This window comes from Pseudomonas sp. UBA6753 (assembly GCF_002453565.1).
Taxonomy (GTDB): domain Bacteria; phylum Pseudomonadota; class Gammaproteobacteria; order Pseudomonadales; family Pseudomonadaceae; genus Aquipseudomonas; species Aquipseudomonas putida_Z.
Window position 1 is genome coordinate 244,603 of sequence record NZ_DKHD01000002.1, and the last position, 12,383, is coordinate 256,985.

Annotated in this window: 8 protein-coding genes, 2 tRNA genes and 1 pseudogene; 4 read left to right on the plus strand and 7 right to left on the minus strand. The window is 63.7% G+C overall.

Annotated elements, in window-relative coordinates; genetic code table 11:
• Positions 1-142: 142 nt before the first annotated feature.
• Entirely contained in the window at positions 143-889 is a 747-nt protein-coding gene (gene rlmB, locus B2790_RS01365) for a 23S rRNA (guanosine(2251)-2'-O)-methyltransferase RlmB (RefSeq protein WP_003259007.1), read from the minus strand.
• On the minus strand, positions 886-3,462 hold the full coding sequence (rnr, locus tag B2790_RS01370) for a ribonuclease R (RefSeq protein ID WP_025340822.1): 2,577 nt from the start codon (positions 3,460-3,462) through the stop codon (positions 886-888). The genes rlmB and rnr overlap by 4 nt, the downstream gene beginning before the upstream one ends.
• A gap of 271 nt (positions 3,463-3,733) precedes the next feature.
• On the opposite strand from rnr, the gene B2790_RS01375 reads away from it, so the two are divergent.
• The 4 genes from B2790_RS01375 to B2790_RS01390 all read left to right on the plus strand — a co-directional run bounded on the left by B2790_RS01375 (position 3,734) and on the right by B2790_RS01390 (position 6,888).
• A tRNA-Leu gene (locus B2790_RS01375) sits at positions 3,734-3,820 on the plus strand.
• Between the two features lie 88 nt (positions 3,821-3,908).
• Positions 3,909-3,995: transfer RNA gene (locus B2790_RS01380), tRNA-Leu, on the plus strand.
• Between the two features lie 314 nt (positions 3,996-4,309).
• Positions 4,310-5,323 (plus strand): extracellular solute-binding protein, encoded by a 1,014-nt coding sequence (locus B2790_RS01385; RefSeq protein WP_013974422.1) that lies wholly within the window; start codon positions 4,310-4,312, stop codon positions 5,321-5,323.
• On the plus strand, positions 5,323-6,888 hold the full coding sequence (locus tag B2790_RS01390) for an ABC transporter permease (protein WP_286100652.1): 1,566 nt from the start codon (positions 5,323-5,325) through the stop codon (positions 6,886-6,888). Before B2790_RS01385 ends, B2790_RS01390 begins: the two co-directional genes overlap by 1 nt.
• 93 nt (positions 6,889-6,981) lie before the next feature.
• On the opposite strand, the gene B2790_RS01395 is transcribed toward B2790_RS01390, so the two are convergent.
• The 5 genes and pseudogenes from B2790_RS01395 to B2790_RS01410 all read right to left on the minus strand — a co-directional run bounded on the left by B2790_RS01395 (position 6,982) and on the right by B2790_RS01410 (position 12,371).
• Complete coding sequence (locus B2790_RS01395) at positions 6,982-7,449, minus strand: DUF2867 domain-containing protein (protein ID WP_286918090.1); 468 nt, start codon at positions 7,447-7,449, stop codon at positions 6,982-6,984.
• A 172-nt stretch (positions 7,450-7,621) separates the two neighbouring features.
• Entirely contained in the window at positions 7,622-8,506 is an 885-nt protein-coding gene (locus B2790_RS24915; protein ID WP_371034222.1) for a methyl-accepting chemotaxis protein, read from the minus strand.
• A gap of 21 nt (positions 8,507-8,527) precedes the next feature.
• Positions 8,528-9,220, minus strand: a pseudogene (locus B2790_RS24920) (methyl-accepting chemotaxis protein); the annotation flags it as partial.
• 614 nt (positions 9,221-9,834) lie between these two features.
• Positions 9,835-11,127 carry an adenylosuccinate synthase gene (locus B2790_RS01405; RefSeq protein ID WP_013974430.1) on the minus strand — a complete coding sequence of 431 codons (1,293 nt, stop codon included), beginning with the start codon at positions 11,125-11,127 and terminating at the stop codon, positions 9,835-9,837.
• 56 nt (positions 11,128-11,183) lie between these two features.
• Positions 11,184-12,371, minus strand: a complete 1,188-nt coding sequence (locus B2790_RS01410) for an ATP phosphoribosyltransferase regulatory subunit (protein WP_286918092.1) — start codon at positions 12,369-12,371, stop codon at positions 11,184-11,186.
• Between the last annotated feature and the right edge of the window lie 12 nt (positions 12,372-12,383).

Here is a 12,383-nt window from a genome sequence, read left to right on the forward strand (position 1 = left end):
TTGAACAGCCTGAAAAATATTCAGAATGTGTCAGGCCCCATTCGCGGGCACGCCCGCTCCCACAGATCAACTGCTGCCTTTGGCATTGCAGATTACCTGTGGGAGCGGGCGCGCCCGCGAAGAGGCCGGCGCAGGTTATGGATCAGCGCTTGGCCTGACGCTGACGCACAGCCTCAAACAGGCACACGCCAGTCGCCACCGACACGTTCAGGCTGCTGACACTACCGCCCATCGGCAACTTCACCAGGAAATCGCAATGCTCGCGGGTCAGTCGGCGCATGCCCTTGCCTTCCGCGCCCATGATCATCACCAGCGGCCCGGTCAGGTCCTGCTGGTAGATTTCCTGCTCGGCCTCGCCGGCGGTACCTACCACCCACAGGCCACGCTGCTGCAGTTTTTCCAGGGTGCGCGCCAGGTTGGTCACGGCCACCAGCGGGATCACCTCCGCAGCGCCACAAGCCACCTTGCGCACGACCGGCGTCAGGGTTGCGGACTTGTCCTTGGGCACCACCACTGCCGTGGCACCGGCGGCATCGGCGGTACGCAGGCAGGCGCCAAGGTTGTGCGGGTCGGTCACGCCATCCAGCACCAGGATCAACGGTGGTGTTTCGGTGCGTTCGAGCAATTCCTCGAGCATCAACTCGCCCCAGACCTGGCTCGGGCTCACCTCGGCGACCACACCCTGATGCACGCCCTCTACCCAGGCATCCATCTCACGGCGCTCGGCCTGGCCGACCGCCACGCGATTTTCCGCGGCCAGCGCCAGCAGCGCCTGCAGGCGCGGCTCGCTGCGCCCTTCCGACAGCCAGATCTGCTTGACCCGCTTCGGATGGTGCTGCAGCAATGCCTGCACGGCGTGCACGCCGTAGATCTTTTCCAGCTGACTCATGACTTGCTCTTGCTCTTGCGTGGTGCGCCGGACTTCGACGGGCCTTTACGGTGCTTGGTCGGCTTGCCGGAGGCCTTGCCACCCTTGTCCGACTTGCTGCTGGCATGGCCGCCACTGCGCGCCTCGCTCATCAGCGCCTTCTTCATTTCGCGGCTCTTGCGCACTTCGGCGTTACGCTGCACAGCGTCTTTCGGGAAGTACGCCTCGGCGGTCTCGCTCTTGCGGCTGCGCGGCTTAGGCGTGGCCTTGGCCTCGACCGGGGCCTGCTCGGCCTGGCCGGCAGCCGGTGCGGCACCACGCTGCTTGCGGCCGATCGGGGCGGCGAGGGTCTTTTCCGACACTTCGAAGTCGATCTTGCGCTCGTCGAGGTCGACGCGCATGACCTTGACCTCGATCGTGTCGCCCAGGCGGAAGCTGCGCCCGGTACGCTCGCCAGACAGGCGGTGGTGCACCGGGTCGAAGTGGTAGTAGTCGCCCGGCAGCGCACTGACGTGCACCAGGCCTTCCACATAGATATCGGTCAGCTCGACGAACAGGCCGAAACCGGTCACCGCGGTGATCACACCCGGGAAAGTCTCGCCCACGCGGTCCTTCATGAACTCGCACTTGAGCCAGTTGACCACGTCACGGGTGGCTTCATCGGCCCGGCGCTCGGTCATCGAGCACTGCTCGCCGAGCTGCTCGAGGGTGTTCTCGTCGTACGGGTAGATGCGCGCCTTGGGGATGCTCATGGCGCCGGCACGCTTGACGTGCGGGGTTTCGACCCTGGAACGGATGATGCTGCGGATGGCGCGGTGCACCAGCAGGTCCGGGTAGCGACGGATCGGCGAGGTGAAGTGGGTGTACGCCTCGTAGTTCAGGCCGAAGTGGCCGTTGTTGTCGGTGCTGTACACCGCCTGGCTCAACGAACGCAGCATCACGGTCTGGATCAGGTGGAAGTCCGGGCGCCCGGCGATGCTCGCCAGCAGTGCCTGGTAATCCTTCGGCGACGGGTCCTTGCCCTTGTGCAGGGTCAGGCCCAGTTCGCCCAGGAAGGCGCGCAGCTTTTCCAGACGCTCCGGCGGCGGGCCGTCGTGCACACGGTACAGGGCCGGCACGCCGTGCTTTTGCAGGAACTCGGCGGTGGCCACGTTGGCCGCCAGCATGCATTCCTCGATCAGCTTATGGGCGTCGTTGCGCACGGTCGGGCGGATTTCCGCGATCTTGCGCTCGTCACCGAAGATGATGCGGGTTTCCTGGGTCTCGAAGTCGATAGCGCCACGGGTGTGACGGGCCTCCACCAGCACCTTGTACAGGTTGTACAGGTTCTTCAGGTCCGGCACGACTGCCTTGTACTCCTCGCGCAGCGCCTTGCCCTCACGGGTGCGGGAGTGCTCGAGCATGCTGCTGACCTTGTTGTAGGTCAGGCGGGCGTGGGAGTGGATGACGCCTTCGTAGAACTGGTAGTCGACCATCTGGCCGGCTTTGTTCATGGTCATTTCGCAGACCATGGCCAGGCGATCGACATGCGGGTTCAGCGAGCACAGGCCGTTGGACAGCTCTTCGGGGAGCATCGGTACCACGCGCTCGGGGAAGTACACCGAGTTGCCGCGCTGCTGGGCCTCGACGTCCAGGGCCGAACCCAGGCGCACGTAGCTGGACACGTCGGCAATGGCCACATACAGGCGCCAGCCGCCGGAGAACAGGCGCAACTTGCCCAGCGGCTCGCAATAGACGGCGTCGTCGAAGTCACGGGCGTCCTCGCCGTCGATGGTGACGAACGGCAGGTGGCGCAGGTCGACGCGCTTCTCCTTGTCCTTCTCTTCGACTTCGGAGCGGAACTTGCGCGCTTCCTTGATCACGTCTTTGGGCCAGACGTGCGGGATATCGTAGCTGCGCAGGGCAACGTCGATTTCCATGCCCGGCGCCATGTAGTTGCCGATGACCTCGACAACATCGCCTTGCGGCTGGAAGCGCGGGGTCGGCCAGTGGGTGATCTTGATCTCGACGAACTGGCCGATCTTGGCCCCGCCGTTGCGCCCGGCGGTGACCAGCACTTCCTGCTGGATCTTCGGGTTGTCCGGGGTCACGTAGCCGATACCGCCTTCTTCGAAGTAACGGCCGACCACGCTTTCGTGGGCACGGGAGATGATTTCGACCAGCACGCCTTCACGGCGGCCACGGCGGTCGACGCCAGATACGCGGGCCAGGCCGCGGTCGCCGTCGAACACCAGGCGCATCTGCGACGGGCTGAGGAACAGATCTTCGCTGCCGTCGTCCGGAATAAGGAAGCCGAAGCCATCGCGGTGACCGGAGACGCGGCCGCAGATCAGGTCCAGCTTGTCTACCGGGGCATAAGTGCCGCGCCGGGTATAGATAAGCTGGCCATCGCGCTCCATTGCACGCAGTCGGCGGCGCAGGGCTTCGATCTGGTCTTCGTCGTAAAGACCGAACTCGGCCGCCAGCTCTTCGCGTGCGGCCGGTTCGCCACGGTCGGCGAGGCGCTGCAGGATCAGCTCACGGCTGGGAATGGGGTTGTCGTATTTTTCCGCTTCGCGAGCGGCCTCGGGATCGAGGGATTGCCAATCGGCCATCAGAAGGGGTTCACCTTGGGGTATATAGATAGGAATTCTGGCATAGGCGTATTGAAACCGGAAATGTCAGCCTTGGACAGCCCCACCGGCGCCTCCGGCGAGCAGGAATAGGCCTGCGGAATCAACAAGTTGAATTTTTTGAAATTTTTTTCGCTTGGGGGGTTTACAGCCCCCCGGACCGTCCGTATAGTGCGCACCACAACGACGGACAACCCCGAAGTTGTAGTAGAGATGAGCGGCGCTGTAAAGCATCAAGTAATCTCGAATGTGTGCCCAGGTGGCGGAATTGGTAGACGCGCTGGTTTCAGGTATCAGTGGCTTAACGGCCGTGGAAGTTCGAGTCTTCTCCTGGGCACCAAATATTTTCAAGTAACAGATGACCAAGGATCTGTTACTACTGTGTGAAAGCGAACGATAGTCGCCTTCTCCAGATGATGCAAAGCTTTGCCCAGGTGGCGGAATTGGTAGACGCGCTGGTTTCAGGTATCAGTGACTTAACGGTCGTGGAAGTTCGAGTCTTCTCCTGGGCACCATACAAAAACCCACTAGCTTGCTAGTGGGTTTTTTCTTGCCTGCGATTTTTGTATCCCTCCTCTTTCGATCATAGGTGCAAACCTGCACCGGCCTCTTCGCGGGCACGCCCGCTCCCACAGGTATCTCACTAGCCAAAAGGCCTGTGATGATCCTGTGGGAGCGGGCGTGCCCGCGAAGAGGCCAGCACAGCCAACCCACCTTCAGACTCTTGCACCATGGTCTGACCATGAATTTCTCGTCACCCGGCCACTTGAGAAACGATTTCGTTTACCATTGTTTCCAAATATGTAGCCGTAAGCGAGGAAGTACCCGCATGACGATCCGCCCGCAACCGCTGATGCGTACCTTGGCCGCCGCCGTGCTGAGCCTGGCCATCGGCGCTCCGGCCGCCATGGCAGACGCACCGGTCACCCTGACCATGTACAACGGTCAGCACAAGGAAATCGGCGAGGCCATCGCCAAAGCCTACGAGGCCAAGACCGGCATCCACATCGATATCCGCAAGGGCAGCAGCAACCAGCTGGCCAGCCAGATCATCGAGGAAGGCGAACGCTCGCCGGCCGACATCATCTATACCGAAGAGTCCCCTCCCCTGAACAACCTGGGCGAACTGGGCCTGTTGGCGAAGATCGACGACGCCACCGCGAACATGATGCCCAAGGAGTACGTTGGCGCCAACGGCACCTGGATGGGCATTACCGCCCGTACGCGCATCGTCGTGTTCAACCCGAAGAAGGTCGACGAGAAAGACCTGCCGACCACAGTGATGGACTTTGCCAACCCCGAGTGGGAAGGCCGTGTCGGCTATGTGCCCACCAGCGGCGCCTTCCAGGAACAGGCCGTGGCTATCCTGAAGATGCACGGGCGAGAAGCCACCGAAGAATGGCTGACCGGCCTGAAGGCATTCGGCAAGACCTACACCAACAACATGGTCGCCCTCAAAGCCGTGGAAAAAGGCGAAGTGGCTGCGGTACTGGTGAACAACTACTACTGGTATGCGCTTGAGCGCGAGCGCGGCAAGCTGGACACCAAGCTCTACTACCTGGCCGATGGCGATGCCGGCAACCTGGTCACCATTTCCGGCGCAGCCGTGGTCAAGGCCAGCAAGCACCCGAAAGAAGCCCAGGCCCTGCTCAACTGGATGGCCAGCGAAGAAGGCCAGCGCGTGATCACCCAGACTACCGCCGAGTACCCGCTGCACAAAGGCATGGTTTCCGACCGTGGCCTGAAACCGTTCGAAGACCTGCGCCCACCGAAGATCTCACCAGCCGACCTGGGCAATGCCGAGGAAGCGATCGAGCTTGAGCGCGAGGTCGGCCTGCTCTGATGACTGCCGCCCTGTCCGAGCCGGTGCCGGTACGCTTCGTACCGCGCCGCAAGCGCCCCTCCGTCTGGGTGGTGCTGCCTGTGCTGTTCCTGGTAGCGATGAGCTTGCTGCCTTTGCTGTACGTTGCCATGAAAGCCTGGGAGGCTGGCTGGCGCGAAGCCTTGCACCTGCTGTGGCGGCCGTTTGTCTGGGGGCTGATGCGCAACACCCTGATGCTGATGGTCGGGGTGACGCTGACCTGCATGGTGGTCGGCCTGGCCCTGGCCTGGCTGCTGGAGCGCAGCAACCTGGCCGGCCGCCGGTTGTGGGGCGTGGTGCTGTGCCTGCCGTTCGCCGTACCGTCGTTCGTCAGCAGCTTCACCTGGGTGTCGCTGAGCTCGGACTTCGAAGGGCTGGGCGGGGCGATCATGGTCATGGCCCTGTCCAAGTACCCACTGGTGTTCCTGCCGGTGGCCGCGACCCTGCGCAACCTCGATACCTCGCTGGAGGAGTCGGCACGTACGCTGGGTTGCAGCCGCTGGGGTGTATTCATCAAGGTCACCCTGCCGCTGCTGTGGCCATCGATGCTGGGCGGCGCGCTGCTGATCGCCCTGCACATGCTGGTGGAGTTCGGCGCCTTGTCGATCCTCGGCTTGCAAACCTTCACCACGGCGATTTACCAGCAGTTCGAACTGGAGTTCAGCAATGCCAACGCGGCCATGCTGTCCGCCGTACTGTTGGCGATGTGCCTGGTGATGCTGTGGCTTGAACTGCGGGTACGTGGCAAAGCCCGTCATGTGCGCATCGGCCAAGGTGTGGCGCGGCGAGCACAACCGGTGCGGCTGCGTGGCTGGGCAGTGCTGGCGCAACTGTTCTGCGTAGGCCTGGCGGTGTTGGGCAGCGGTATTCCGCTGGCCATGCTCGGCTACTGGTTGAGCGTGGGTTCATCGGCGGCATTCCCTGTGGCAGCGATTTCCAAGGCGCTGTTCACCTCGTTGTCGGTGTCGCTGGGGGGTGCCGGTTTCTGCGTGTTGCTAGCCCTGCCAATCAGCTTCCTGGTGGTGCGCTACAAGGGCCGCCTGGCAATTTGGGCCGAGCGCCTGCCATACCTGTTGCACGCCCTGCCCGGCCTGGTGATTGCCCTGACCCTGGTATTCTTCGCCCTGCATTACGTGCCGGCGCTGTACCAGACCACGGCACTGTTGCTGCTGGCCTATGCGCTGCTGTTCCTGCCGCTGGCGCAGTCGCCGGTGCGCACCGCACTGAACAAGGCTTCACCTACCCTGGAGGAAGCGGCACGAACCTTGGGCGCGAGCAGCTTTACCGCGTTCTGCCGGGTGACCCTGCCGATCATCTTCCCGGCCATGGCGGCAGCCTTTGCCCTGGTGTTCCTGGATGCCATGAAGGAACTGACAGCTACCTTGCTGCTCAGCCCGACCGGCATGACTACCCTGGCCACCGAGGTGTGGGCGCACACGGCCAACGTCGAGTTCGCGGCGGCAGCGCCTTATGCGGCGTTGTTGATTGTGGTCTCGGGGTTGCCGGTGTATCTGCTGACTACGCGGATGTATCTGAACAAGGCGTAACCTTCTTCGCGGGCTTGCCCGCTCCCACAGGTACCGCGCCGCCCTTAGGGCCGTGCAGTACCTGTGGGGGCTGGCTTGCCGGCGATGAGGCCATCAAATGTTACGCAGCATCCGGCGGACGATTGGCCCATGCACCCTGCCGACAGGCAGCATGTAGAGGCGGCCGAAGTGGTTGAAACACTGTACCGAGGTGGTCACGCTCAAACGCTGCTGGCCATCCCTCTGCTCATCCAGATCCATGCTCACCATCACCGCCAGGTGCGTGTCACGCGAGGTCAGGACCAATTGCTGGTCGCTGATTGCCTCGACCAGGAAAAAGTCCAGATGCTCACCCACTGCCGGCAAACGTTCGGGGCTGCGCGATGAGAAACCGTGGATAGCAGTGACATTGAAGCGGCGCGAGATCAAATCGCGCAGGCGAAAGGCTTTGGCCAGCCAGCCTGGGACGTCCGAAGTCATGGCGCAGTAGGCCTGGAGAGCGGTCATTGGCGCGCTGACATGCACGCTGTCGCAATGGAGGAAATCCAGGGCGGCCGGGGCGGCGACCAGTTGAGCTGACATGAACAACTCCGTTTGCCATGTGTCGTTGCCATCATAGCAACACTGCCCACAGAGGTAAGGGCCCTGTGTCGCGATCGATGTGGGAGCGGGCATGCCCGCGAACACCGGCGAAGCCGGTGCCATCCACCGTGTCGCCTGCTTCGCGGGCACGCCCGCTCCCACAATGATCGGGTCAGGCTCTGAATTGTCCCAGGCTGGCACGCAGCTGTGCCGCCAGGTCATCCAGCACCTTGCTGCTGGCGGTGGTCTGCATCACCACCTCGGCCGAGCGTTCGGCCTGGGCGTGTATGGTTTCCACCCGTCCACGCACTGCCTGCGCCCCGCTCGCCTGCTGTTCGGCCGCCCGGGTGGCCAGGCCGATGGCCGCGTGCACCTGCTCCACCGCTGCCTGCACCGACTGCTGGCGGCGCTCGTTGTCACGCAGCACCAGCAGCCCTTCGCTGGCCTTGAGCCCGGCCTGGCTGATGGTGGCCACGGCCTCCTTGGCCCCCTTCTGCAGCGCGGCGATATGCGCCTGGATATCTCCCGTGGAACTTTGCGTCTTGCTCGCCAACGCCCGCACCTCATCGGCCACGACGGCAAACCCGCGCCCGGTTTCGCCAGCACGGGCGGCTTCGATGGCCGCGTTCAAAGCCAGCAGGTTGGTCTGTTCGGCGATGCCGTGGATAACCGTCAGCACCACTTCGATCTGCTCACTCTGCTTGGCCAGGCGCTCGATCACCTGGGAGCCGGCTTCCACCTGCCCGGCCAGGTTCTCGATCAGACCGGCTAGCTGGGTCGATGTGCGGCTGTTCTCGTCAGTTGCCTGGCGGATATCCACCACCTGCTGCAGGGCGGCCTGCATCGCGTGGCTTTCAGCCTGGGCCTCGTCGGCCATGCTCGACAGGTCGCGCAGGCTGGCCGCCACTTCATCGCGTTGCAGCGCAGCGGCAGCATCGGCGCCGGCATTGCGCTGGGCCATCGCGCCAATCTCCACGCCGGTGCGCTGCGCCACCTCGCCCGCCTCGCGCACGATGGGTTGCAGCTTGTCGACAAAACGGTTCACCGCCGAAGCCATGTCGCCAATTTCGTCGCGGCTGTCGAGGGGCACACGCTTGGTCAGGTCGCCTTCGCCAGCCGCCAGGTCATCGAGGGCGGCAATCAGCAGGCGCAGCTTGCTCAGCACTCGGCGGCCAAGCACCACAGCCACCACCACCAGCACACCCAGGCCGACCAGCATCAGGCCCAGGCCGATACGCCAGCGCAGTTCGGCGGCAGCATCACGCACGGTCTGTGCGGTATTGGCCTGCATCGCGACTGCGCTGCCCTGCGCCTTTTCCAGGCGCTCGCGCAAGGTTTTGCCACTGTCGGCTGCAGCACCGACCAGGCTGTCGCCGACCAGTTGCTCGCCGCTGGCGATCAGTGCGGCGAAGCGCTGGTCGAGGGCCTTGAGCTCCTGATCGATGCCGGCGGTGGAAACGCCCATCACCACCTTGCCGATTTCTGCACCATTGGGGTTGATCGAGGCCTCGACGAAGTACACCGCCGGGTCGCGCCGGGCCGCGTCGATCACCTTGTCCAGCGCACGCTCGCCCTGGCCTTTGTCCATCAATGCCTGGTTGATCGGGTTTTGCCGGTTCAGGTAGCGAGTCAGGTGCTGGCCCTGGGCGTCGTCGTAGACCACGAACAGCACGTTAGGGTTGCGCTGCGCACGCCGGGCGAAGTCGGAGAGCACCGGCACGTCGTTGTCCCATATCGCCCGCGGTGCGACCGACGCCAGCAGCTCGGCCATATCGTTGGCGGAGTCCTTGAGGTTCTTTTCCAACGTGCTGCGCAGCTGCTGCTGCTCGCTTTGCAGGCGCGCCGACAAACCTGCGCTAAGGCGCTGGCGGGTGCTGCTGGAGAGGCCGTCGAGGCCTGAGCGCACGTCTTGCCCGGCTTGCTCCAGCTCACTGGCGAGCTGGCGGCTGTCATTGCCCAGGCGTTCGCCCAGGTCGGCTTCCAAGGCGGTGACCGTGCTTCGGGTAAGCGCAACGGCGACCAGCACCTGCACCAAAAGAGCGATACCAAGGGCAACAAACACAGGCCGCAAAAGGCGGCTTCGTAACAGTGAGAGGATGGCAGACACGGTGTAACCCTCGTGTTTTCTGGCGCCACTATTTTGATGGCATCTTCAGAAACTTCTTACAGCAAGGGTTGTGCCGGGGGCAGCAGGGATAAGTGCCAAGGTTCAGCAATGGGTTTTCCTGCACTGGCCTCTTCGCGGGCTTGCCCGCTCCCACAGGTACTCCACATGTCTTGAGGCCTGTGGTGTGCCGGCGATAGGGCCGGGACAGGCATACCCCATAAATGAAAACGCCGCAGCCCCTTTCAGGGCCACGGCGTCAGATCAGCCTGGAAGGCAGATCAGGCGAACGGATGACGCAGAACGATGGTCTCGTTGCGGTCCGGGCCGGTGGAGATGATGTCGATCGGCGCGCCGATCAGCTCTTCGATGCGCTTGATGTAGGCGCGAGCGTTGGCTGGCAGTTCTTCCAGGGTTTTCACGCCCAGGGTCGACTCGCTCCAGCCTGGCATCTCTTCGTACACCGGCTCCAGGCCGATGTAGCTGTCGGCATCGGAAGGCGCGTCGATGACGGCACCGTTCTCGTTCTTGTAGCCAACGCAGATGTTGATGGTTTCCAGGCCATCCAGTACGTCCAGCTTGGTCAGACAGATGCCCGAGATGCTGTTGACGTCGATGGCGCGGCGCAGGATCACGGCATCGAACCAGCCGCAACGGCGCGCACGGCCGGTGGTGGAGCCGAACTCATGGCCACGCTTGGCCAGGGTAGCGCCAGTCTCGTCGAACAGTTCGGTCGGGAACGGACCGGAACCTACGCGAGTGGTGTAGGCCTTGGTGATACCCAGGATGTAGTCCAGGTACATCGGGCCAACGCCGGAACCGGTGGAGATACCGCCAGCGGTGGTGTTGGAGCTGGTGACGTACGGGTAGGTACCGTGGTCGATGTCCAGCAGCGAGCCCTGGGCACCTTCGAACATGATGTCCTTGCCGGCGCGACGCAGGTTGTGCAGCTCGGCGGTGACGTCGAGCATCATCGGCTTGAGCTGTTCGGCGTAGGCCATGCATTCGTCCAGGGTCTGCTGGAAGTCGATGGCCGGCTCTTTGTAGTAGTTCACCAGCTGGAAGTTGTGGTAGTCCAGCAGCTCACCCAGCTTGGCGGCGAAACGCTCGCGGTGGAACAGGTCGCCCACGCGCAGGCCGCGGCGTGCAACCTTGTCTTCGTAGGCTGGGCCGATACCACGGCCGGTGGTGCCGATCTTGGCTTCGCCACGGGCTTTTTCGCGGGCCTGGTCCAGGGCAACGTGGTACGACAGGATCAGCGGCGCAGCCGGGCTGATGCGCAGGCGCTCGCGCACCGGTACGCCCTTCTCTTCCAGCTTGGTGATTTCACGCATCAGGGCATCCGGGGCAACGACCACGCCGTTGCCGATCAGGCACTGTACGCCTTCACGCAGGATACCGGACGGAATCAGGTGCAGAACGGTCTTTTCACCGTTGATCACCAGGGTGTGACCCGCGTTGTGGCCACCCTGGTAGCGCACTACGGCGGCAGCATGTTCGGTCAGCAGATCGACGATCTTGCCTTTGCCCTCATCACCCCACTGGGTGCCCAGGACGACGACATTCTTACCCATTACATTGGTCCTCATTCACGCAAACTTGGTTGCCGGCCTACTGCCGGCGCAGAAACTCACTGGGCCAGCGGCAGAACCTGCCAGCGCCCGTCTTGCTGAATCAATTGCCGATCACAATCCGCCTCGAGAGCAGCACTCAACGGCTGGCCAGGCAGGGCCTGGACCACACGCTGGCCCTCGTTGCGCAACTGGCAGACTTGCTGCCAGAGGGCCGCGTCGCCACTGTCCGGCATCCAGATGCCGCCAGTTGGCAATACGACCTCCGCTCGCCCCAGTGTGACCAGGGTCTTCAAATCCGTGGAGAAACCGGTGGCCGGGCGGGCCCGGCCGAAATCGGCGCCGATGTCGTCATAGCGCCCGCCCTGGGCGATCGATTGACCTTCGCCCGGCACGAACACGGCGAACACCACGCCAGTGTGATAGTGGTAACCGCGCAGCTCGCCGAGGTCGAAGTACAGCGGCAGGTCCGGGAAGCGCGACGCCAGGCGATCGGCGATCGCCAGCAGGTCGTCCAGCGCCGCCAGCACGCTGGCCGGGGCACGGCCCAGGCGCACGCGGGCTTCGGCCAGCACTTCGCGGCCACCGCACAGCTCGACCAGCGCGCGCAGCATGTTGCCCAGGTCCTTCGGCAGGTCGGCGGTCAGCACCTGAACTTCATCCACGGCCTTGCGCTGCAGGGCGTCGAACAGCTGCTGCTCGACCGCACCGGACAGGCCGGCAGCACGGGCCAGGCCGCGGTAGATACCGACGTGGCCGAGGTCCATGTGCACATCCGGCACATCGGTCAGTTGCAGCGTGGCGAGCATCAGGCTGATGATTTCGACATCGCTGGTGGGGCTGGCGTCGCCGTACAGCTCGGCACCCAGCTGGATCGGGCTGCGCGAGGTGGACAGGGCACGCGGCTGGGCGTGCAGCACGCTGCCGGCATAGCACAGGCGGCTCGGGCCTTCACGGCGCAGGGTGTGGGCGTCGATACGTGCCACCTGCGGGGTGAAGTCGGCGCGGAAGCCCATCAGGCGGCCGGACTGCGGGTCCACTACCTTGAAGGTGCGCTGATCCAGGTCCTGGCCGGCGCCGGTGAGCAGCGACTCCAGGTACTCGATATGCGGGGTGACGACCAGTTCGTAGCCCCAACTCTGGAACAGGTCCAACACCTGGCGGCGCGCGATCTCGATACGCGCAGCCTCAGGTGGCAGTACTTCCTCGATGCCATCTGGCAGCAGCCAGCGGTCTACCGTTGCCATTACGCCATTTCC

Coding starts and splice junctions, on each gene's coding strand:
- rlmB (WP_003259007.1), bottom strand. CDS start 889: ATGAGTCAGCTGGAAAAGATCTACGGCGTGCACGCCGTGCAGGCATTG.
- rnr (WP_025340822.1), bottom strand. CDS start 3,462: ATGGCCGATTGGCAATCCCTCGATCCCGAGGCCGCTCGCGAAGCGGAA.
- B2790_RS01385 (WP_013974422.1), top strand. CDS start 4,310: ATGACGATCCGCCCGCAACCGCTGATGCGTACCTTGGCCGCCGCCGTG.
- B2790_RS01390 (WP_286100652.1), top strand. CDS start 5,323: ATGACTGCCGCCCTGTCCGAGCCGGTGCCGGTACGCTTCGTACCGCGC.
- B2790_RS01395 (WP_286918090.1), bottom strand. CDS start 7,449: ATGTCAGCTCAACTGGTCGCCGCCCCGGCCGCCCTGGATTTCCTCCAT.
- B2790_RS24915 (WP_371034222.1), bottom strand. CDS start 8,506: ATGGCTTCGGCGGTGAACCGTTTTGTCGACAAGCTGCAACCCATCGTG.
- B2790_RS01405 (WP_013974430.1), bottom strand. CDS start 11,127: ATGGGTAAGAATGTCGTCGTCCTGGGCACCCAGTGGGGTGATGAGGGC.
- B2790_RS01410 (WP_286918092.1), bottom strand. CDS start 12,371: ATGGCAACGGTAGACCGCTGGCTGCTGCCAGATGGCATCGAGGAAGTA.